The organism is Chryseobacterium sp. FP211-J200 (genome assembly GCF_001643375.1).
Lineage (GTDB): Bacteria > Bacteroidota > Bacteroidia > Flavobacteriales > Weeksellaceae > Epilithonimonas > Epilithonimonas ginsengisoli.
The window spans coordinates 36,834-59,775 of the sequence record NZ_LSHB01000012.1 but is presented as its reverse complement, the minus strand read 5'-3'; the positions used below and the strand labels follow the sequence as shown (position 1 = coordinate 59,775).

Annotated in this window: 24 protein-coding genes; 20 read left to right on the top strand and 4 right to left on the bottom strand. The window is 38.3% G+C overall.

Going from position 1 to position 22,942, the window contains the following annotated elements:
- Positions 1-4: 4 nt before the first annotated feature.
- Positions 5-838, bottom strand: a complete 834-nt coding sequence (locus AXA65_RS05040; RefSeq protein WP_063969085.1) for a sulfurtransferase — start codon at positions 836-838, stop codon at positions 5-7.
- Between the two features lie 186 nt (positions 839-1,024).
- Here AXA65_RS05040 and AXA65_RS05035 point away from each other — a divergent pair, with 186 nt between their 5' ends.
- Positions 1,025-1,987 (top strand): NAD-dependent epimerase/dehydratase family protein, encoded by a 963-nt coding sequence (locus AXA65_RS05035; RefSeq protein ID WP_063969030.1) that lies wholly within the window; start codon positions 1,025-1,027, stop codon positions 1,985-1,987.
- 86 nt (positions 1,988-2,073) lie between these two features.
- The gene (locus AXA65_RS05030; protein WP_063969029.1) at positions 2,074-2,826 is read left to right on the top strand and encodes a hypothetical protein; all 753 of its coding nucleotides are present in this window, start codon (positions 2,074-2,076) and stop codon (positions 2,824-2,826) included.
- 247 nt (positions 2,827-3,073) lie between these two features.
- Here the strand turns inward: AXA65_RS05030 and AXA65_RS05025 are convergent, their stop codons facing one another.
- Positions 3,074-4,279 carry a metallophosphoesterase gene (locus AXA65_RS05025; protein WP_063969028.1) on the bottom strand — a complete coding sequence of 402 codons (1,206 nt, stop codon included), beginning with the start codon at positions 4,277-4,279 and terminating at the stop codon, positions 3,074-3,076.
- Between the two features lie 77 nt (positions 4,280-4,356).
- Positions 4,357-5,436 (bottom strand): 3-oxoacyl-ACP synthase III family protein, encoded by a 1,080-nt coding sequence (locus AXA65_RS05020; protein WP_063969027.1) that lies wholly within the window; start codon positions 5,434-5,436, stop codon positions 4,357-4,359.
- Between the two features lie 178 nt (positions 5,437-5,614).
- Between AXA65_RS05020 and AXA65_RS05015 the strand changes: the two genes are divergently transcribed.
- Positions 5,615-6,211: an IMPACT family protein gene (locus AXA65_RS05015; protein ID WP_063969026.1), complete on the top strand. Its 597-nt coding sequence runs from the start codon at positions 5,615-5,617 to the stop codon at positions 6,209-6,211.
- Positions 6,212-6,214: 3 nt separating this feature from the next.
- Here the strand turns inward: AXA65_RS05015 and AXA65_RS05010 are convergent, their stop codons facing one another.
- Positions 6,215-6,901, bottom strand: a complete 687-nt coding sequence (locus tag AXA65_RS05010; protein ID WP_063969025.1) for a zinc metallopeptidase — start codon at positions 6,899-6,901, stop codon at positions 6,215-6,217.
- A gap of 111 nt (positions 6,902-7,012) precedes the next feature.
- Here AXA65_RS05010 and AXA65_RS05005 point away from each other — a divergent pair, with 111 nt between their 5' ends.
- The 17 genes from AXA65_RS05005 (at position 7,013) to AXA65_RS04925 (ending at position 22,835) form a co-directional block, all read left to right on the top strand.
- Complete coding sequence (locus AXA65_RS05005; protein ID WP_063969024.1) at positions 7,013-8,140, top strand: GNAT family N-acetyltransferase; 1,128 nt, start codon at positions 7,013-7,015, stop codon at positions 8,138-8,140.
- A 62-nt stretch (positions 8,141-8,202) separates the two neighbouring features.
- Positions 8,203-8,388, top strand: coding sequence for a hypothetical protein (locus tag AXA65_RS05000; protein WP_063969023.1), 186 nt, complete (start codon positions 8,203-8,205; stop codon positions 8,386-8,388).
- 119 nt (positions 8,389-8,507) lie between these two features.
- A complete protein-coding gene (locus tag AXA65_RS04995) occupies positions 8,508-8,879 on the top strand; it encodes an NADH-quinone oxidoreductase subunit A (RefSeq protein ID WP_034975442.1) in 372 nt (123 codons plus the stop codon).
- A 68-nt stretch (positions 8,880-8,947) separates the two neighbouring features.
- Positions 8,948-9,508, top strand: coding sequence for an NADH-quinone oxidoreductase subunit B (locus AXA65_RS04990; protein ID WP_063969022.1), 561 nt, complete (start codon positions 8,948-8,950; stop codon positions 9,506-9,508).
- Between the two features lie 6 nt (positions 9,509-9,514).
- Positions 9,515-10,009, top strand: a complete 495-nt coding sequence (locus AXA65_RS04985) for an NADH-quinone oxidoreductase subunit C (RefSeq protein WP_063969021.1) — start codon at positions 9,515-9,517, stop codon at positions 10,007-10,009.
- 75 nt (positions 10,010-10,084) lie between these two features.
- A complete protein-coding gene (locus tag AXA65_RS04980; protein ID WP_063969020.1) occupies positions 10,085-11,308 on the top strand; it encodes an NADH-quinone oxidoreductase subunit D in 1,224 nt (407 codons plus the stop codon).
- 100 nt (positions 11,309-11,408) lie between these two features.
- Positions 11,409-11,918 carry a complex I 24 kDa subunit family protein gene (gene nuoE, locus AXA65_RS04975; protein WP_034975451.1) on the top strand — a complete coding sequence of 170 codons (510 nt, stop codon included), beginning with the start codon at positions 11,409-11,411 and terminating at the stop codon, positions 11,916-11,918.
- 63 nt (positions 11,919-11,981) lie between these two features.
- Complete coding sequence (nuoF, locus tag AXA65_RS04970) at positions 11,982-13,334, top strand: NADH-quinone oxidoreductase subunit NuoF (protein WP_063969019.1); 1,353 nt, start codon at positions 11,982-11,984, stop codon at positions 13,332-13,334.
- Positions 13,335-13,508: 174 nt separating this feature from the next.
- A complete protein-coding gene (locus tag AXA65_RS04965; protein WP_371131538.1) occupies positions 13,509-14,237 on the top strand; it encodes a hypothetical protein in 729 nt (242 codons plus the stop codon).
- 101 nt (positions 14,238-14,338) lie between these two features.
- On the top strand, positions 14,339-15,367 hold the full coding sequence (locus tag AXA65_RS04960) for a 2Fe-2S iron-sulfur cluster-binding protein (RefSeq protein WP_063969017.1): 1,029 nt from the start codon (positions 14,339-14,341) through the stop codon (positions 15,365-15,367).
- Between the two features lie 40 nt (positions 15,368-15,407).
- Positions 15,408-16,472 carry an NADH-quinone oxidoreductase subunit NuoH gene (gene nuoH / locus AXA65_RS04955; protein WP_063969016.1) on the top strand — a complete coding sequence of 355 codons (1,065 nt, stop codon included), beginning with the start codon at positions 15,408-15,410 and terminating at the stop codon, positions 16,470-16,472.
- 75 nt (positions 16,473-16,547) lie between these two features.
- Positions 16,548-17,105 (top strand): NuoI/complex I 23 kDa subunit family protein, encoded by a 558-nt coding sequence (locus AXA65_RS04950; protein WP_063969015.1) that lies wholly within the window; start codon positions 16,548-16,550, stop codon positions 17,103-17,105.
- Positions 17,105-17,602 carry an NADH-quinone oxidoreductase subunit J gene (locus tag AXA65_RS04945; RefSeq protein WP_063969014.1) on the top strand — a complete coding sequence of 166 codons (498 nt, stop codon included), beginning with the start codon at positions 17,105-17,107 and terminating at the stop codon, positions 17,600-17,602. Before AXA65_RS04950 ends, AXA65_RS04945 begins: the two co-directional genes overlap by 1 nt.
- Positions 17,603-17,606: 4 nt before the next feature.
- On the top strand, positions 17,607-17,939 hold the full coding sequence (gene nuoK / locus AXA65_RS04940) for an NADH-quinone oxidoreductase subunit NuoK (RefSeq protein WP_063969013.1): 333 nt from the start codon (positions 17,607-17,609) through the stop codon (positions 17,937-17,939).
- A gap of 8 nt (positions 17,940-17,947) precedes the next feature.
- On the top strand, positions 17,948-19,861 hold the full coding sequence (gene nuoL, locus AXA65_RS04935) for an NADH-quinone oxidoreductase subunit L (RefSeq protein WP_063969012.1): 1,914 nt from the start codon (positions 17,948-17,950) through the stop codon (positions 19,859-19,861).
- Positions 19,862-19,868: 7 nt separating this feature from the next.
- Complete coding sequence (locus tag AXA65_RS04930; RefSeq protein ID WP_063969011.1) at positions 19,869-21,362, top strand: NuoM family protein; 1,494 nt, start codon at positions 19,869-19,871, stop codon at positions 21,360-21,362.
- 90 nt (positions 21,363-21,452) lie between these two features.
- The gene (locus tag AXA65_RS04925) at positions 21,453-22,835 is read left to right on the top strand and encodes an NADH-quinone oxidoreductase subunit N (RefSeq protein ID WP_063969010.1); all 1,383 of its coding nucleotides are present in this window, start codon (positions 21,453-21,455) and stop codon (positions 22,833-22,835) included.
- Positions 22,836-22,942 lie beyond the last annotated feature (107 nt).

Genomic DNA, 22,942 nt, shown 5'->3' with positions numbered 1-22,942 from the left:
GATTTTACCTAACATCAAAATTCCTGCTCCACTCGCTCCAGCTCCCAACATATAGATTTGGCAGTTCAAAACCAGCGTAATCCAAAGCTAAGAGCGAATGACAAGCTGTAACGCCGCTTCCACAATGGAAAATGATTTTGTTGGAATCTCTATTCTTAAAGAACTCAGTATATTTTTCATTAAGGATTTCTGGCGATTTGAATAAACCATTCTCATCCAAGTTATCAGAAAATGGAAAATTCTCTGCGCTGGGAATATGTCCCGCAACCAGATCAATTGGCTCGGTGATTCCTTTGTAACGCTGAGATTCGCGGACATCAACAATCAAGTATTCAGGATTTTCTGCTGCGCCCTTCACATCGTCGATCCAAACTTGAGGCAATTGCCAATCATGGACTTCAGAAATATATTCGGTTTCTGGATAACTCTCATCGCCGGAGGCTAAAGGATAATCTTGACTTTCTGCAAATTGTAAACCGCCATTCAGGACACGAACCTTTTTATGACCAGCCGCCTTCAGCATCCACCAAAATCTCGCGCCAGCATTCGCACCATTCTTATCATCGTAGATCACAACATCAGAATCCTTGTCGATTCCCAATCTCCCTAAGGTTTTTATGAAATACCCAAACTTCGGAAGCGGATGTCGACCACCATCTTTCGGATCATCAATTTCGGCCAGATGATGATTCAAATCTACAAATACAGCATTCTTCAAATGCTTTTTCTGATATTCTTCTTTAGCATTCGGACCAGTTCGCACATCAAAGATCCTTAGATTCGATTGATTAGAAATTTGATAAAGTTCATTGGTATTGATTATGGAATTCGTTTTCATAGGATATGATATTTTGGAACTGAAATTGTAAGTCTTTCTGAACATAAAATTAAACTAATACCGCAATCTCACAAAGTATTTCAACTGTTTTATTTTAACAACTCGAACTACGGGAATCTTTTGCAGTTGAAAAATTGTACTCAACTATTTAAATTAATTAGATTTGCGAATCAATAAAAGTAAAAAATGGAAACACCACAAGAAAAAATCCTCATCACGGGCGCACTAGGGCAGATAGGAACAGAACTCACGGTCAGATTATGTGAAATGTACGGTAAAGAAAACGTCATCGCATCCGGACTTGAGAAATGGAAAGAGGGCATTACAGAAGCTGGCTATTACGAGAGACTAGATGTTACTAATTTCCAAGCCGTTACAGAAGTGATCAAAGAACACAACATCACAACTGTCTATCACCTGGCGTCTTTACTGTCCGGAACCTCGGAAAAACAACCGCTCTTCGCCTGGAAACTGAACCTGGACCCATTGATCCACCTTTGCGAATTGGCAAAAGAAGGAAAGCTGAAAAAGATATTCTGGCCAAGTTCCATCGCCGTATTCGGAAAAGGAATTCCGAAAGAAAACGTGGGACAAGAAGTGGTACTGAACCCAACAACGGTTTACGGAATCTCCAAAATGGCTGGTGAAAAATGGTGTGAATATTACTTCAAAAAGTACGGTGTTGACATCAGAAGTATCCGTTATCCGGGTCTTATTTCTTGGAAAGCGCCAGCAGGTGGAGGAACTACTGATTACGCTGTCGAGATTTTTTATGAGGCCGTTGAAAATGCAAAATACACGAGCTTCATCAAGGAAGATACGGCGATGCCAATGCTCTATATGAACGATGCGATCGATGCAACGATCAAGCTAATGACCGCTCCAAAAGAACAGGTGAAAATCCGTTACTCTTACAACCTGGGCGGGATGAGATTTACGCCTTCAGAATTGGCCGCTGAGATCAAAAAAACAATCCCTGATTTCGAGATAAAATACGAGCCCGATTTTCGTCAGGCCATTGCAGATTCTTGGCCTGCAAGTATTGATGATTCTGCTGCTAAACAGGATTGGGGATTAGATTACAAGTTTGACATTTCATCCATGTCTATAGATATGATAAATAACCTGAAGAAGAAATTAGGGAAATAGAAAAATCTAAATCATCAATTTAAGCTATAACAGTTTTAACATTTGATTTTTAAATATTTATAAATAAAATTAAAATTTAACTTTAAGTGATTTTACTAACATTCAACATAGCGATTTCGGAAAAGGGCAGAGAAAAAAACAACAAATTTTCTGAGCATCAATTGATATCGTCTATCGAAGAAAATACCAGAATCATCTTTTTGTTATTGGAGCTACACGAGTATAAGGCCACATTCTTTGTTGAAGTTTCCATTGCCGAGCAACTCCAAAAACTACTAAAAAACCTTTCACTTTCTGGTCACGAGATTGCACTTTACAATGTCAATTCCGACACCAAAATGGTTACCAAAACCAAGCAAGATCTGGAGCAGATTTTGGACAAACCGATCAAAGGATTGAGACAAAAATCACATCGCCTTCCCTACCCTGAGATCAAGAAAATGGACTTCATTTACGTCTCGAATATCGAGGATTCCAAGATCGATTTTCTTTGGAGAAAGCTCACTGCGAAAACAGAGATCTACACCGAAAATGATTTGACGATCGTGCCGGAAAGTCAGTCGCCTTACTCGCAACTTCCGTTCAATGATTATGTGCTCCAGGTGACGCCGATGAAGTATTACGAAAGCATGCTTTTGGAAAGTCTGAAATCCAACGAATACGTGATGATCTACGCAAACGCCTGGCAACTTTTCAGCAAGGATAAACTGCCATTTATTATACCATTTTATAAAAAGATCAATCTTAGTAGAAGTTTTGAAGACCGACTTGAAGACCTGTTCCAGTTTATAGACGAGCACGAAATTGCCGTTTCCAGGATGAAGGATTATTTGTTCTAAAGCTTCTACCAGAATGTTATAAAGTGATAATAATTCTTTAAAATTCAGATTTAAAGCTGCAATTATACCACAGTAGTTGATTTTTAAGTAAGCAAAAAAAGCTTTATTTTATTTAATTAATCGTAATCCTAAAGGTATATCGTCAGCGTATGGAGACCGTATAGAGACCCTATAGAAATCATATAGAAAAGCCTGTTATCATTTGTTTGATAAACAGGCTTTATTTTTATTAAAAAGATAAATTAATTTAGCTTAACTCAAAAACAGTAATCTCAGGCAAAACACCTACTCTACCCGGATAGCCTATCACACCGAAACCACGGTTGACATAGAGGTATTTCCCTTCGCTTTCGTAAAGGTCGGCCCACTTAGGATACTTATACTTTACAGGTGACCATTTGAAGTTTTTGAGGTCGATTCCGAACTGCATGCCGTGCGTATGTCCAGAGATGGTCAGTTGGACGTTTTTAGGATGGTTTTTCACAATCGCATCAAAATGCGAAGGGTCGTGAGACATCAGGATCTTTGCAGCTTCCGCAGGCACATTTTGAGTTGCCTTGTCCAAGTCTCCGAATTGTGGAAACGGTGCAATACCCCAATTCTCTACGCCTAGAATGTATAGTTTTTCGCCATTTTTCTCAATGATTCTATGCTCATTTCTCAACATCTCAAAACCTGCCTGCTTTTCATATTCAATCAACTGAGGAATATTCAAAGCTTTTTCTTCTTTGGTCTTAAAGTCGCCATAGTCACCATAATCGTGATTTCCCAGAACAGCAAACTTCCCATCTCTACTTTTGATCTGAGAAAACAAGTCTATGAAAGGAACGAACTCATCCGCGTAATTATTGACCATATCGCCGGTAAAAAGAATTAGATCAGCGTCTTGCTTATTGATCAGATCAATGGCGTGTTGCAAATGCTTTGGATTTTGAAAACTACCACTATGAACATCCGAGATCTGAACGATCTTGTAATCTTTGAAGGCCGCTGGTAAGTTTTTCAGTTTCAATCTGACGATTCTTGCCCTGTGACGGTATTTGCCAAAGACAATGCCGTCCAAAACCAAACCAGCCAAAACCGCAGCAGAACCTAGACCAACAAGACTCACAAACTTTCTCCTTGACGGATAATCATGGTTCTCTGTCGCTACATAATGGTATCCAAAATTGAACAACCTAAAGATATCTTCAACCAAAAGAAAGACAGCAACCAGAATTTTCGGTAAAACAAAGATCAAAATGGTTGAAAACACGATCTGAAAACTCAGATAATCGTGCGAACCTCTGTTGAAAGTGAAAACGGAATAGAGTAAAAACCCGTAGATCAGAATGGTCGGGACCCAATAGATGAATTTCGCATTCTGATTGGTATAAACTGTTTTAAAAGCTTGGTAAACATAAACTTCCAGCACAAGAAAAATGCCCAGAAGAAATAAGATATTCTTTTGCATACTAATATTAATAAAAAACAAAAAAGGAATAAAAATTTATTCCTTGATATAATGAACGTTTAAGTTTCGATTTTACTTTAAATTTTCCCTTCTGGAAATTTGTAGATCACACAATTGATGTTCATTCCCGCCCCAACGGATGTGAAAAGAATGTGAGAGCCCGGAATGAACGTCTGACCTTCCATTTTTCCCTTTCTAATCAGATCAAATAAGGTCGGAACCGTTGCCACAGAAGAATTTCCAAATTCCTGAATCGTCATTGGAGAGATCGCGTGGTCATAATCCTTTTGTCCGTACAATTTGAAAAGCCTGCCGATCATGGCGTAATCCATTTTTGCATTGGCTTGGTGGATCAATATTTTTGTGATGTCAGAAATATCAAGGTTCGCTTTTTCTATCGTTGCTTTGATGGCGTCTGGAACATTTTTCAAAGCATATTCGTAGATCTTGCGCCCTTTCATTTGGATATATTGCCTTGGTTCTTTAGACGCAGGATTCAGACTTGGTCCGTTTGCAAGGTAATTAAGTTCTTCGCCGTTATCGCAAAGCGTACTGTCCGCCAAAACGCCAACTGTAGTATCTTCTGTTGCCGTCACTACAACCGCACCAGCGCCATCTGCGAAGATCATCTTATTTCTATCGAATTCGTCGGTTACTCTACTCAAAGTTTCACCACCGACAACCAGGATCGTTTTTGCCTTTTTAGCTTTTATCAATGTATCTGCAAGGATCAGAGACTCTACCCAACCTGGACATCCGAAGATCATATCATAATTGACACAAGATCTGTTTTTGATATCCAATTTATTCTTCAATCTAGCTGACAATGAGGGCATAAAATTAGGAATTCCATCCACATCTACTTCGCCAAAATTGGTCGCGTAGATGATATAATCGATTTCCTCTTTATCAATACCAGCATCCTCAATAGCCTCCAACGATGCTCTGAGACCAAGGTCCGAATTGAAATCCTCAGGACTCAAATATCTTCTTCTTTCTATCTCTGTGATATCTACAAACTTTTGGATAATTTCTTCTGTTTGCTTTTCAATCAATTGATTATTATCATCATAGAAAACAGAATCCTTGAAATATGAACCTTCTATTATGTTTTCCGGAATGTAACATCCGGAGCCAATGATCAGTGTATTAGGCATTGATATTAATAAATTTTAATATGCAAAATTACATAAAAATTAATAGTTGGAATTTTTATTTTATCAAATTTTAAGACTCTTGTAATTAATCAATTGTAAATGTGAAGTATAGACAATCAATTCCGCTTTTCCGACCTGATATTTGAATTTTTTATGATAGAATTTCTATTTTTGAAAAATGTTTGAATTCCAAACCATAGACAAAGAGATCGAGGACGTTTTTATGAAGGAAAAAGGCAGCAAATTCATCGGTTTTGCCTACCCTGTCGATTCTGAATCTGAAGTCAAATCGAGACTCAATCACCTTCAAACCATTCATCCAAAAGCCACCCATCATTGTTACGCCTATCGTTTGGGAATTAACGGCGAAAATTACCGTGCGAATGACGACGGCGAACCATCCGGAAGTGCAGGTTTGCCTATTTACAATCAGCTTCTCGCTCATCAGATTACGAATGTTCTTGTCGTTGTCATTAGATATTATGGTGGAACAAAATTAGGCGTAGGTGGATTGGTAAAAGCTTACAAAGAATCTGCAAAATATACTTTGGAAGAAGCAAAAATCATCACGAAAGAATTAGAATCAAAAATTGAATTGAAGTTCAAATTCTCTCAGCAAAACATCATCTTTACCTTGCTAAATAAATATGATGCGAAAATCACCTCATTCGAAGCGGAGGAAATTTGCACGATTGAAGCCAACTTCAAAACCTCAAAAAAAGAAAGCATCTCAGACGAACTGTCCGAGATGCTTTTGGAATTTAATATTCTATAACTTTCATCTTCGACTTCCCATCAATAATGATGCAAAATACATCAACTGAGCTAATGAACCTAAAGCTGCAACAACGTATGTCCTTGCTGCCCATTTCAAGGAATCTTCTGCGCCTGCATATTCTTCTCTGGAAACTGTTCCTGTAGTTTCCAACCATTTCAATGCACGATTACTAGCATCGTACTCTACCGGCAATGTGATGAATGCGAATAAAGTGGTGATCGCAAAAAGTACAACACCAATCGCTAAGACAATTTTATTACCGCTCATCGCCATCAACACGATTCCGCCCATCAAAACAAATTGCAAAAGATTGGAACTAATATTCACAATAGGAACCATTTTAGACCTCAATTGCAACATAGAATAGCCAACGGCGTGTTGAACAGCGTGACCACATTCGTGAGCAGCAACCGCAGCCGCAGCCGCATTTCTCTGCATATAAACAGCTTCGGAAAGATTGACAGTTTTAGTTTCCGGATTATAATGGTCAGTCAGTTGTCCTGGAACGGAAACGACCTGAACATCATTGATTCCGTTATCTCTCAGCATTTTTTCAGCGATTTCTTTCCCAGAAAGTCCATTTCTAAGGTGAACTTTGGAGTAGTGTTCAAATTTGGATTTCAATCGTGATGAAACAATCCAACTCAGCAGCATAGAAATCCCAATAATTAAATAGTAACCAGTCATTATATTTTCAATTTACATTAAAATAAATTACAACTTTTGATGTAAAAATCATACCAAAGCCTTGCTTTTTTTTCCTTAAAAACTATCTTTGTCTAATCTATAAACAAGAATATGGGAAATATCAATATAAAGCAAGTAGTTACGGAAAAGGACCAAATGGATTTCATCAAATTCCCGATGGAACTTTACAAAAACAACCCGAATTACGTTCCGCCATTGATCAATGAAGAAAGAAATATCTGGAAAAAAGAAGAAAATCCCGCTCTTAATTATTCTGAAGCGAAGCAGTTTTTAGCTTATAAAAATGATAAAATCGTTGGCAGAATTGCTGTTTTGATTAATAGAAAAGAAGAGAAAGAACTTGACATCAAGAAAGTCAGATTTGGCTGGTTAGATTTTGTTGATGATGCGGAAGTTTCCAAAGCTTTGATTGATATCGCCATTAATTTTGCCAAGGAAAATCAAATCGATAAAATCGAAGGTCCAATGGGATTTACGAATCTTGACAAGGCTGGAATGTTGACTTTCGGGTTTGACAAATTGGCGACGATGATTGGACTTTACAACGATGATTATTATCCAAAACACTTGGAAAATCTTGGACTTGTCAAAGAAAAAGAATGGGTTGAATTTGAATTGCAATTCCCCGAGATCTTGCCTGAAAAAGTGGAGAAATTCAGTTCTTTGATTGCTCAGAAGTATAAATTAAAAACTTTACAATTCAAACATAAAAAAGAAATTTTGCCTTACGTAGAATCGATGTTCAAATTATTGGATGAAACCTACAAACACCTTTCCACTTACACACCGATTTCTGATGAGCAAATCAAAACTTATAAGGAAAAATATTTCGGTTTCATAGATAAAGATTACATCACTTGTGTTGCTGACGAGAACAATCAGTTGGTGGCGTTTGCAATCACAATGCCTTCTTATTCCAAAGCTTTGCAGAAATCAAAGGGAAAACTTTTCCCATTTGGCTGGTGGCACTTTTTACAGGCTGGAAAGAAAAATGAGCGCGCTAATTTCTACCTGATAGGAATCCATCCAGAATATCAAAGGAGAGGTGTAACTTCAATGATTTTTAAAGCGATTCAAATGAACCTCAAAAACAAAGGCATCAAATATCTTGAAACCAATCCAGAATTGGAGGAAAACAAGAGCGTGCAGGTTCTTTGGCAAGATTACCATCCTGTCCATCACAAAAGCAGACGAACTTACTCACTTGAGATTAATTAAACAATTGTTTAACAAAATATAAATTTGAATAAACATTTTAATCTTGTAAAAATTGATTCCTATTGAAAAAGCAACTATACATTTACGTTGGCCTGATAATCCTCTTTGTGGCTTACAATTTCTACAAACCTATTAAGGATGACAGATTGGATGCGGTCATCAACATTCTGTTTGCCAGCGTATTGTTTCTCTACATTGCCTACATTGCCTATCTCGTCCTAAGGAATATGGGCAAAAAAGACAAATAGACCCTTATTTATAACTGTTCTAAATTTACCAAAACAGACTTTTCTCTTGTTTACATAAGGCCGATAATTTACTATATTAAATCTTTATTTAGTATTTTTGCATAGTTAAATTTGACCTTATGAATTTACCCGAAAATTATATCCCGATACTAATTCAGGCCGCAGTCGGTCTTGGATTCGTAGCTATTTCTTTGTTAGGTGCTCATTTCTTGGGTCCTCAGCAGAAGAAAGGGAATTCTGTAAAAAACCAAGCCTGGGAATGTGGTATTCCGAGTGAAGGTAACGCTAGAACACCATTCTCCATCAAATATTTCCTGACTGCAGTTTTGTTCGTATTGTTCGATATCGAGATTGTATTCTTCTACCCGTACGCGGTGAACTTTAGAGAGTTTGGAATGGAAGGCTTTGTAGCCGTACTTACGTTTGTTGCTATTTTCTTTGTCGCTTTTTTCTACGTCTGGAAAAGAGGTGCTTTGGATTGGGACAAATAAATTAATTTAATTACGTTTTGGATTTAAAATTGAATCAATTAAAGTCTAAAATTTAAAATCTAGAAAAAATGTCAGATAATAAACCAGTAATAAAAACAGATGCGCCCGCTCCTCCAGGATTTGAAGGAGAAGGATTTTTCGCAACACAATTGAGCAGTGTGATTGGGATGGCAAGAAAGTTTTCACTTTGGCCTCTACCTTTTGCTACTTCTTGTTGTGGAATCGAATTTATGGCGACATTGAATCCAACATATGATGCGTCAAGATTTGGAATGGAAAGAAACTCCTTTTCTCCAAGACAGGCAGATATGTTGATGGTTTGCGGAACTATTTCTAAAAAATTAGGACCCGTTTTGAAAGAAGTTTACACCCAGATGGCTGAGCCAAAATGGGTAGTTGCTGTTGGTGCTTGTGCTTCCAGCGGTGGTATTTTTGATACTTATTCGGTTCTTCAGGGGATTGACAAAATTATTCCTGTTGACGTGTACGTTCCAGGATGTCCTCCGAGACCGGAACAAATCATCGAAGGTGTAATGCAAGTGCAAGCTTTGGCAGAAAGCGAAAGCATCAGAAGAAGAGATATGCCAGAATATCAGCATTTGTTAGATTCATACAATATCGACAACTAAGAAATAATGACGAACGAATTTGTATTAGAAGCTATCACGAGAGAATTTCCTGAGTCTGTGATTTCAAGTTCAGAGCCTTACGGGATGCTGACTGTTGAAATAAAGAAAGACGATATCAAAAAGGTGATTCATTATTTGAAAGATTCAAGTTTAGAAATTAATTTTTTGACAGACGTTTGCGGGATTCATTATCCTGAAACACCTGAGAAGGAAATCGGCGTCATTTATCACTTGCATAATATGATGACCAATTTCAGAATACGTCTCAAAGTTTTTATGACGAGAGAAAATGTAGAAGTTGATTCTTTGACGGAATTATTTGCTGGTGCCAATTGGATGGAAAGAGAGACTTTTGATTTTTATGGAATCAAATTCAAAGGACATCCGGACTTGAGAGCAATCCTTAATATGGAAGACCTGGGTTACCATCCAATGCTGAAAGAATATCGCTTGGAAGATGGAACCAGAACAGACAAGAACGATAGTATGTTCGGAAGATAAAATTAATATAAATGATAAATGATGATAGATAAATGATTATCGATTATCACCTATCAATTATCAATTATAAAGAATATGAAAGATAACTCATTATCTAATATACTTAACCAATACGACAGCAAAGAACAAATCGACGGGCAATTATACACCCTGAATCTTGGTCCTACGCACCCTGCAACTCACGGGATTTTCCAGAACGTTCTTACGATGGACGGAGAAAGGATTCTTCACGCTGAGCAAACTGTAGGTTATATCCACAGAGCATTTGAAAAAATCTCTGAGAGAAGAAACTTTGCACAAATCACGACGCTTACCGATAGAATGAACTACTGCTCTGCCCCAATCAACAATTTGGGTTGGCATATGACAGTCGAGAAGTTGCTTGAAATCACAGTTCCAAAACGTGTAGATTATATGCGTGTGATTTTGATGGAGTTGGCGAGAATTGGTGACCATTTGATTTGTAATGGTGTAACAGGAATGGATGCCGGAGCAATTACAGGACTGACTTATATGTTCATCGAAAGAGAACGTATCTACGATATGTACGAGCAGATTTGCGGTGCAAGGATGACAACCAATATGGGAAGAATCGGCGGTTTCGAAAGAGATTTCACACCGAAGTTCCACGAGTTGTTGAAAGACTTCCTGAAAACTTTCCCTGCAAGATTTGCAGAATTCGGTCAATTGTTAGAAAGAAACAGAATCTTTATGGACAGAACCATTGGCGCAGGCGCAATCTCAGCAGAAAGAGCTTTGAGCTACGGTTTTACTGGTCCAAACCTTCGTGCAGCTGGCGTTGATTATGACGTAAGAGTTTCACAACCTTATTCTTCTTACGAGGATTTCGATTTCATCATTCCGGTTGGAACTGCGGGCGATACTTACGACCGTTTTATGGTTCGTCAGCAGGAGATTTGGGAATCTTTGAAAATCATCAACCAAGCTTACGACAACCTTCCAGAAGGACCATTCCACGCGGATGTTCCGGATTTCTATCTTCCTGAAAAGGCGGATGTTTACAACAAAATGGAAGCTTTGATTTACCATTTCAAAATTGTAATGGGAGAAACAGATGTTCCTAAAGGTGAAGTTTACCACGCTGTAGAAGGTGGAAATGGAGAATTAGGATTCTATCTTGTGAGCGATGGCGGAAGAACGCCTTACAGATTGCACTTCAGAAGACCTTGTTTCATTTATTACCAAGCATATCCGGAAATGATTACCGGCGCAGTAATATCTGATGCAATCGTAACGATGTGTAGTATGAATATCATTGCGGGAGAATTAGACGCATAAAATTGTAAAAAAGTATCATTGTAAAAAGTATTAACGAATTTACAGTGACCAAAATAAATCATTAGTACATTGTACATCGTACAATAATACAATAAATAAGATGAGCGAAACAATTGCTTTTAAACCTGAAAGCTTAGCGCAGGTTCATAAAATTATGGCGAGATATCCAGAAGGCAGACAAAAATCTGCATTGATTCCTGTCTTGCACATTGCACAGAAAGAATTTGATGGCTGGCTGGCTGTTCCAGTGATGGATTATGTTGCAGAATTATTGAGCATCACGCCGATTGAAGTATATGAAGTTGCGACTTTTTATACAATGTTCAATATGAAGCCGGTTGGGAAATATGTTTTGGAAGTTTGCAGAACCGGTCCTTGTATGCTGAATGGAAGTGATAATATCCTCGACCACATCAGAACAAAATTAAATATTAAAGACGGCGAAACTACAGCAGACGGACTCTTCACTTTAAAACCTGGAGAATGTCTTGGCGCTTGCGGTTATGCACCGATGATGCAGTTGGGGAAATTCTACCACGAGCATTTGACCATCGAAAAAGTTGACGAAATAATTGACCTTTGCAGACAAGGCGCCATCGATTTAGGTTAAGAATTAATTTAAACAAATAATTAAGCAAAAAGCCAAAAGCCAATTGCTATAAGCTTATAAATAATGAGTAAAAAACTTTTACTTAAAAACGCACATATTGAGGGAATCCGCTATTTCGAAACTTACCGTAAACACGGTGGTTACGAAGCAGCAGAGAAAGCTCTGAAAATGACTACCGATGCAGTTCTTGAAGAAGTTAAAACTTCCGGACTTCGTGGTCGTGGTGGTGCTGGTTTTCCTACTGGAATGAAGTGGAGTTTCCTTGCAAAACCGGAAGGCGTTCCAAGACACTTGGTTGTCAACGCCGACGAGTCTGAACCAGGAACTTTCAAAGACAGATATTTGATGGAGTTTCTTCCTCATTTATTAATTGAAGGAATGTTGATTTCGTCTTTCGTTCTGGGTTCCAATGTTTCGTACATCTACATCAGAGGAGAATATTCCTGGATTCCTGATATTTTGGAAGAAGCGATTGAAGAAGCGAAAGCTGCCGGATTTCTTGGAAAAAATATCTTAGGAACTGGTTTTGATTGTGAAATCTATGTTCAAAGAGGAGCCGGAGCCTACATTTGTGGAGAAGAAACTGCCCTACTCGAATCTCTTGAAGGTAAAAGAGGAAACCCAAGATTGAAACCACCTTTCCCAGCTATCAAAGGACTTTGGGAAAGACCAACTGTGGTGAACAATGTTGAAACCATTGCTGCAGTTGTTCCAATCATCGATATTACTGGCGCTGAATACGCTAAAATTGGCGTTGGAAGGTCAACAGGAACCAAATTGATTTCAGCTTGTGGAAACATCAACAAACCAGGCGTTTACGAAATTGATATGACCATCACCGTTGAGGAATTTATTTATTCTGATGAATATTGTGGTGGGATCCCGCATGGTAAAAAACTGAAAGCCTGTATTCCTGGTGGAAGTTCTGTTCCAATCGTTCCTGCAAACTTATTATTGAAAACAATCAATGGTGAACCAAGATATATGAATTACGAATCCCTTGCTGACGGTGGTTTTGCGACCGGAACAATGATGGGTTCAGGCGGATTTATCGTTTTGGACGAAGACCAATGTGTGGTAAATCATACGATGACATTAGCAAGATTCTACAACCACGAAAGTTGTGGACAATGTACGCCTTGCCGTGAAGGAACGGGTTGGATGTACAAAATCTTGAAAAAAATAGAAAAAGGAGAAGGTAAAATGGCAGACATTGATTTGCTTTGGGACATCCAGAGAAAAATCGAAGGTAATACCATTTGTCCTTTGGGAGATGCTGCTGCCTGGCCGGTTGCTGCTGCTATCAGACACTTCAGAGATGAGTTTGAATGGCACGTGAACAATCCAGAACTAAGTCAGACTCAAAATTACGGTTTAGCAAATTATGCAGACCCAATCCCTGCAGTTGCCAAATAAGAAGTAGAAGATATTATAATGAAGAAGTTCTTTGAATTAGTTTTTGTATTTTTTGTTGGGCTGAATTTTGTTTTTGGACAAAGTTTAGGAAAAGATACAACTCAAATTTGTCGTTATTTTGATTCTTTTGAACTACCTCAAATTAATAAAAAGAAGAGTTTCAAAAAGGGAACAATGTTCATTTTTTGGGGTTGGAACAGAGCGGGATTTAGTAAGTCTGATATTCGTTTCAAAGGGAATGGTTATGACTTCACATTGAACAATGTTGAAGCTCACGACAGACCATCAGAATTAAGTATGGCATATATAGATCCAACTAGACTATCTATTCCTCAGTTTAATTTTAGGTTTGCTTATTTCTTGAAAGATAATGTAGCACTTGTTGTTTCTCAGGATCATATGAAGTATGTGATGGATCAGAATCAAATTGCTAATTTCAGAGGAAATATCTCAGATCCAACATATGCAGCAATGGTTCAGAATGGTCAGGTTAATTTGGCTGATGAGCAATTCCTTACCTTTGAGCATACAGACGGACTGAATTATGTGAATGTAGGTCTTGAAAAATATAAAAATCTGTCAAGCAAAAAGAACTTTGATATGTTCTGGGCTTACGGCGGTGGCGCAGGCGTTCTTTTTCCAAAGAGTAATGTAAAATTATTCGGAAACGAGAGAAGTGATAGATACCACGTCGCAGGATTCGGATTGGATGCAAGATCGAGTATCAATTTTGTTTTCTGGGATCACATTATGGCAAGAGTAGAAGGAAAATTTGGCTACATCAATATGCCGGATATCAAAACTACTCTTAACAATAAACCTGATAAAGCCAGTCAGGACTTCGTATTCTACCAAGTTAATTTTGGCGTTGGATACGTTTTTAATAGAAAATTAAAGAAATAAAATATACACGAAGTTATATTTTAAAAATAAATAGAATTGACAAAAGATCTAGGACAAGATTTCATCAAAATCTAAAATCCGAAGATCTAAAACCTTGAAATATGAGCGAAGAAGTCAAAAAATTTAAAGTTACCATAGACGGACAGACGACTGAAGTTTTGCCTGGTACTTCTATTTTGGAAGCTGCAAGACAAATCGGTGGGAAATCTGTTCCGCCAGCTATGTGTTATTATAGCAAACTGGAAACCAGCGGAGGACGATGCAGAACGTGTCTGGTAGAAGTTTCCAAAGGTTCCGAAGCAGACCCGAGACCAATGCCGAAGTTAGTCGCAAGTTGCAGAACTGGCGTAATGGACGGAATGGAAGTGAAAAACCTTAGTTCCGAAAAAGCACAGGAAGGTAGAAAAGCAGTGACCGAATTCCTTTTGGTAAATCACCCCTTGGATTGCCCGGTTTGTGATCAGGCGGGAGAATGTCATCTTCAGGATCTTGGTTATGAACACGGAAATCTTGAGACCAGAACTGAGTTTGAAAGAAATACTTATGATGCAGACGACATCGGTCCAAACATCAAATTGAATATGAACCGTTGCATCCTTTGCGCAAGATGTGTATTGGCAGCGAATCAATTAACGGAAAAAAGAGAACACGGAATCCTTTACAGAGGTGACCACGCGGAGATATCTACAATGTTGAACAAAGCTTTGGACAATGATTTCATCGGAAACGTGATCGATGTTTGTCCAGTTGGAGCTTTAACGGATAGAACTGCAAGATTCACCAGCAGAGTTTGGTTCACAAAACCTTACAACGCAACTTGTACTTGTACAAAATGTAGTGGAAAAGCGGTAGTTTGGATGAAAGGTGATGAAGTAGTAAGAGTAACTGCCAGAAAAGACCAATACGGTGAAGTTGAAGAATGGATCTGTGACGAGTGTCGTTTCCATAAAAAAGATACTGCACTTTGGAACATCGAAGGACCTAGACATATCGACAGACATTCTGTGATCTCTCTTAACCATTACGAGAAAAAAACAGACAGCTACAATGTTTTAGAAAACTTTGAAGCCAAAGAAATTGGTGTTTCAGACGAAAAAGAAATTGAAAAATTAGATAATGAGACAATTTGATATTGAGAATTCTCAAGAATCAAAACTCAAATAAATTGATATGGAATTACTGACTTTTAAAATCATATTAGTACTTGCACTATTCCTTCTGGCACTTACTGTCGCTGCCTACTCTACTTGGGCGGAGAGAAAAGTGGCCGCTATTATGCAGGACAGGATTGGACCAAACAGATCGGGACCTTTCGGATTGTTGCAACCGTTGGCAGATGGTGGTAAATTTTTCTTCAAAGAGGATTTTACGCCACAACACGCTGAGAAATTCCTTTTTATATTAGGACCTTCTTTGGTCATGTTTATTTCATTGATCACTGGCGCAGTGATTCCTTGGGGTAAAACATTGAATTTCGGCGGTGTTTCTTACGATCTTCAAGTTGCTAATATAGACGTTGGCGTTTTGTTCATCATCGGAATGGCCTCAATCGGTGTTTACGGAATTATGATTGGAGGTTGGGCTTCCAATAACAAATATTCATTGTTAGGAGCGATCAGAGCTTCTTCACAGATGATCTCTTACGAGTTGGCAATGGGATTGGCACTTCTTTCTATCATTATGATGACAGGAAGTCTTGATTTGAAAGCGATTTCTGAAGCACAAGCTACTGGAAAAATTTGGGGATTCATTCCTGCAATTTCCGGGATCAACTGGAATATTCTTTATCAGCCATTAGCATTCTTAATATTTTTTGTTGCAGCTTTGGCAGAGACCAACCGTCACCCTTTCGATCTACCGGAATGTGAATCTGAATTGGTAACTGGATACTCTACCGAATATTCATCAATGAAATTAGGATTGTACATGTTTGGTGAATATGTGAATATGTTCATTTCAAATGCATTCATCGTGGTTCTTTTCTTCGGAGGTTACAACTATCCTGGAATCGACTGGGTGACTCAACATTGGGGAGAAAATGCAGCCGGAATCTTAAGTATCGTTGCTTTCTTGATCAAAACAATCACGGGAATCTTGATCTTTATGTGGATCAGATGGACACTTCCGAGATTCAGATATGACCAATTGATGCACCTTGGATGGAAAACTTTGATTCCTTTGGCATTAATAAATCTAATGGTAACAGGTGCTGTAATTTTAGCATTTGGAAATTAAAATTGAATAATAATTAAAGATATAAGACAAGAACGGTCTAAGATCTAATGTCTAACATCTAACATCTATAATTAAATGAAACTTACTAACAGATCAAAAGTTGTTTCGAATAAAGAAATGACCTTGGGCGAAAAGATCTACTTACCTGCGATCTTCAAAGGTATGGGAATCACTTTGAAGCACGCTGTGAGAACCGTTGTGAAACGTGCTCCAAATGTATATTCTTATCCTGAGGTTCAAAAACCAAGAGCAGAAATCTGGAGAGGCCAACACGTTTTGAAGAGAGACGAGGAAGGCAGAGAAAGATGTACAGCTTGTGGACTTTGTGCCGTGGCTTGCCCTGCAGAAGCCATCACAATGACAGCTGGCGAAAGAAAAAAAGAGGAGAAAGATCTTTACAGAGAGGAAAAATATGCTGAGATCTATGAGATCAATATGTTGAGATGTATCTTCTGCGGTATGTGTGAAGAGGCTTGTCCTAAATCTGCGATCTACTTAACAGACAGATTGGTTGATGTGGAACAAAACAGAAACTCTTTCATCTACGGAAAAGATAAATTGGTTGAGAAAATTAATGCAAGGATTGACATCACAGAAAGACAGTCTGAGAAACAAAAAAATGCAGTAAAATAATGGATCAGATTTTATTTTTTATCGTAGCGTTTTTAGCCATCGCAAGTGCAGTTTACTTTGTATTTGCAAAAAATCCAATGTACGCGATCCTTTCACTGATCGTGACCATGTTCTCCATCGCAGGAATGTACATTCTTCTTAATGCTCAGTTTCTAGGTATCGTTCAGATCATCGTTTACACAGGTGCGATCATGGTATTGTTCCTTTATATATTAATGATGTTGAACCTTAATAAAGAAGACGAAAGTAAAAAGGACAACCTTCCGAAGTTCATCGGGATCTTCTCAGTTTGTATTTTGTTTGTCGGAATGTTGGGTGCTTACAAAGGACTTAGCGGAAAAACAGTAGCAGAAAGCAACATCGATTATTCTGTCGGATTGACGAAAAATCTGGGAAGATTATTGTTTAACGAATATGTATTGCCATTCGAACTGGCTTCTATCCTTATTTTAGCAGGGATTGTAGGTGCTGTTCTTATCGGTAAAAAAGATTTATAAGATTATGGGAGGAGACGTAAATACATTTATACAGCAAGTGCCTTTGGAATATTTCATTATTCTGTGCACGCTTCTGTTTTGTCTTGGTGTTTTGGGAGTTTTGCTTCGTAAAAATGCCATCGTGATATTAGGATGTGTAGAATTGATGCTTAATTCCGTGAATCTTTTGCTGGCAGCATTTTCAGCTTACAGTGGCGATGGCAACGGTCAGCTTTTGGTATTCTTCATTATGGTGGTTGCCGCAGCAGAAGTAGCTGTAGGATTGGCGATTATCGCAATGATGTACAGAAATACCAAATCTGTGGACGTGAGTATTTTTAATAAATTAAGAGGATAATAAAAGGAATGGAAAATTTAGTTTACGCGATCATACTTTTACCTTTAGTTGGATTCATCATCAACGGACTTTTTGGGAAGCACCTTCCTAAAATAGTGGTTGGTAGTTTGGCAACATTGGTAGTTTTCGCTTCGTTTGTTATCACGACAAGTATATTTTTTAGTTTTAATGATGACAGCGCGCCTGTTGTCATCAAAGCTTTCGAATGGTTTAGAGTGAATGGAATTCAGGTTAATTTCGGATTTCAAGTCGATCAGTTATCATTAATGATGGTCATGATCATCACTGGAATTGGTTCATTGATCCACCTCTACTCGATTGGCTACATGAGCCACGACAAAGGATTTTATAAATTCTTCACTTACCTCAATCTTTTCATTTTTTCGATGTTGCTTTTGGTTTTAGGAAGCAACTATCTGATCTTGTTTATCGGTTGGGAAGGTGTAGGACTTTGTTCTTATTTACTAATTGGATTCTGGTACACCAACGAAGAATATGGAAAAGCGGCAAGAAAAGCTTTTATCATGAACCGTATTGGTGACCTTGGATTATTGATCGGGATTTTCGCAATCGCAGCACACGTTAACGCTATTGATTATCTTTCTGTAGCACAAAACGCTTCAAGCTTTGAACTGGACGGAACACCGATTATCTTTATCACAGCTTGTTTGTTCATCGGAGCGACGGGTAAATCTGCTCAGGTTCCTTTGTACACTTGGTTGCCAGACGCAATGGCTGGACCAACGCCAGTTTCCGCTTTGATCCACGCAGCAACAATGGTTACAGCTGGAGTTTATTTGGTTGTTAGATCTAATTTCTTATTTGTCCTTGCACCAACAGTTCAGGACGGAATTTTATTAATTGGATTCTTGACCGCAGCATTGGCAGGTTTCTACGCACTTCGTCAAAACGATATCAAAAAAGTATTGGCATATTCTACAGTTTCTCAACTTGGATTTATGTTTATCGCTTTAGGATTGGGCGCTTATTCAACAGCAATGTTCCACGTGATGACGCACGCTTTCTTCAAAGCTTTGTTATTCTTGGGAGCAGGTTCTGTGATCCACGCGATGAGCAACGAGCAGGATATGCGTTTCATGGGCGGTTTGAAAAAATATATTCCAATCACACATATTACTTTCCTGATCGGAACATTGGCAATCTCAGGATTCCCACTACTTTCAGGGATGATCTCCAAAGACGAAATTCTGGTAGCAGCTTATGCTAAAAATCCAATTTATTGGGTAATGCTATTTGTTTTAGCGGCTATCACAGCAACATATATGTTCAGATTGTACTATTTGACTTTCCACGGTGAGTTCAGAGGGACTGAAGATCAAAAACACCACTTGCACGAGAGTCCGACAAGTATGACTTTGCCATTGATTGTTTTGGCTGTCCTTTCAGTGGTTGGAGGTTTTATCAACCTTCCTCACTTCATTGGTCATGGTCATTATGCCAAATTAATGGAATGGCTAAAACCTGTTTTGACGGAGGAAAGTTTCAAACAAATGGAAAATACACTTTCCGGCGTGAGTTTCAACACAGAAATGATCCTTCTTGGCGCAACGATATTAATGTTCTTCACCGTTTGGTTCTTTGTTAAAAACACTTACGTGAAAAAACAGAAAATAGCGCTTCCGGAAAATCAATATACAGGTTGGGAAAAACTATCGGCTAGAAAATTATTCGTAGACGAAATATATAACGCCTGCATCGTAAGACCTTTCGAGGAAGCTGGTAAAGCAGCAGCGATGTTTGACAAAGCGGTTCTGGATCCTATTGTGAATTTCATTGGACTTGGAGCGGCAGATTCTGGAAGAGCGGCAAAACGCCTTCAGAACGGAAATGTAGAAAACTATGTGCTGATCATGTCGTTGGCTGTAGGTATCGTATTAATTGTTAACTTTTTATTGAAATAAATAGATAATGTCTTATTTACTATTAACATTATTACTGTTACCTCTTGTAGGTTCGGGTTTACTCTTTTTCTGGAAAAATGCTTCCAGTAAATATATCGCATTGGCTTTTGCCCTTGCACAGATGTTTTTAGCATTTTACATGTTGGGAAGTTTCGATTTCAATCCAACTGTTGATGCGCCATTGCAATACGAGATCACTTATCCTTGGTCCAGCTACATCAAAAGTAGTCTGAATTTTGGGATTGATGGAATGAGTATGCTGATGGTTCTTTTAACGAACATCTTGATTCCACTAATCGTTCTGTCTTCTTACAACGAAGCGAAAGGCTACCCCAATTCTTTCTACGCATTGATCTTATTAATGCAATTCGGATTGTTGGGTGTTTTCACTTCTTTGGACGGATTACTTTTCTACATCTTCTGGGAAGTAACATTGATCCCGATCTGGTTGATCGCCGGAATCTGGGGACAAGAAGATAAGCGAATCAAATTCACAACGAAATTCTTCGTTTACACATTCGTAGGATCATTGTTCATGTTGATCGGTTTGATCTACGTTTACAACCACGCAGCATCTTTTGCTTTGACAGATCTTTACAATGCTGACCTTAATATCAACGAACAGAATGTGATTTTCTGGTTCATCTTCTTTGCATTTGCAGTGAAGTTACCAGTCTTTCCTTTCCACACTTGGCAGCCTGACACGTACACCTACTCTCCTACTCAAGGGTCGATGTTGCTATCAGGAATTATGCTGAAGATGGCAGTTTATGGCGTATTAAGATATCTTTTACCAATCACACCATTAGCAATCGGCGGAATTTCTGGCGAAATCGTGATCATCCTTTCAGTGATTGGAATTATCTACGGAGCTTTGATCGCAATGATTTCTACAGACAGCAAACGATTGATCGCTTTCTCATCTCTTTCTCACGTTGGATTGATTGTCGCTGGTATTTTTGCCTCAGCAGTTGTAACAATGAGAACAGGATTGACCTTCGAAGGTGGACAAGGTGCAATGATCCAGAGTTTTGCCCACGGGATCAATGTTGTAGGACTTTTCTATTGTGCAGATATTCTTTATAAAAGATTCAAAACTAGAGACATCAGAAAAATGGGAGGTTTGGCGAAAGTCGCTCCTAAGTTTGCCATCTTATTCATGATCATCTTACTTGGTGCAACCGGAGTTCCATTGACCAACGGATTCATCGGAGAATTTATCTTATTGAAATCAGTTTACACATACAATCACATTATGGCTGTTTTGGCTGGATTGACAATCATTCTTGCTGCAGCTTATATGTTGAGATTCTACGGAAAAGCAATGTTCGGAAAAGGTGATGATTCAGTTTTAGCAACTACGAAAGATGTAAGCAATGTAGAATTCACAGTGTTGGCAAGTTTATCAGTTTTTGTAATCGCTTTGGGCGTTTATCCACAACCGGTTATAGAAATGGTGACAAGCTCTGTTAGCTTCATCTATTCATCCATGATCAATTAATAATATCTTCTTTGAGGTATTAATTTAAATAAATAATAAAATTCAAAACGGACATCGGCTTTCCGAGTTCCGGCGAAACAAATAAAAGAAATGAGTGTTTTAATAATTTTATTCCTTACGGCTGTTCTTGTATTATTCTCGGGTGTTTTCGAGAAAGGAAAATACGCAAGATATATCGGGATCGCAGGATTGATCGTTGGTCTATATGTCAGTTTTCTTCCAGAATGTGAGTTCTTCGACCAATACAAATCGATGTACGAATACGGAAACAATGCTGCTTTGTTCACAAAAATATCAGTAGTTGTAACGCTTCTATTATTCTTTTTAGGAGGATTTGCATTCAGCAACCACAGAAGTCACCAGTCAGAATTATATGCTTTGATGTTGTTTGCACTTTGTGGCGGCGTCGTATTATTCGGATTCCAAAACCTGGTAACATTATTCCTAGGGATCGAGATCTTATCAATTCCATTGTACGTGATGGCTGGAGCAGATAAAACGGATCTTCGTTCAACAGAAGCTTCCATGAAATATTTCCTATTAGGCGCATTTGCAACTGGCTTCTTACTATTCGGAGTCGCTTTGGTTTACGGAAGCGCAGGAAGTTTCGACCTTTACACGATCCACGATTTTGCCATCAACAATCCAAAGAACTTGATGCTGATCATGGGAGCTATCTTGATGTTGTGTGCATTGGCTTTTAAAGTGTCATTGGCACCTTTCCACATGTGGAGCCCGGATGTTTATCAAGGTTCACCTTCTTTGATCACAGCTTTTATGGCGTCAGTCGTTAAGATCTCAGGATTCTTCGCATTATTCAAATTAATGACGATTGCTTTCAACGGTATTGCTGGAGATTGGATCAATATTTTAGGCGTTTTCATCATCTTGACATTGTTACTTGCAAACGTGATGGGATTGGTTCAGACCAACGCAAAAAGAATGCTTGCCTACTCTTCCGTTTCCCACGCAGGTTATATCGCTTTGATATTCTTCGGGATCAATAACTTCTCAACCTACATTTTAGGATATTACTTATTCGCTTATTCATTGGCAACCGTTGGCGTCTTCATCAGTTTACTTTGGATCGAGAAGATCAAGAAAGAAACCTCATTCACAGCTTTCAACGGATTGGGGAAAAGAGAGCCCGTTTTGGCGGTCGTTTCCACAGTTTCTATGTTATCCATGGCTGGTATTCCTTTGACCGCTGGTTTCATCGGAAAATTAGGAATCTTCAATCAAGTGATCGGTGGACATTATGAGTTCCTGGTTTTGATTGCAGTTCTAGGTTCTGCGTTGAGTATCGCTTATTATTTAAAATTAATTATCGCGATGTTCTTCTACAAAGAAGAAAATTTCCACAATACAGAAAGAGCGAGTATCACTTACAATATCGTTTCTGTGGTGATTATTTTAGCATTGGTTTCAATGGGAATTGTGCCGGATCTATTCGCAAAAATATTCGGATTGTAAAAAATTCAAACAACATAAGATATAAACCTGATTCACATTGAGTCAGGTTTTTTTATAAAATCAATCCAACAAAAATTCTCTCCAACTCTCCCACTCTCAAACCAAAA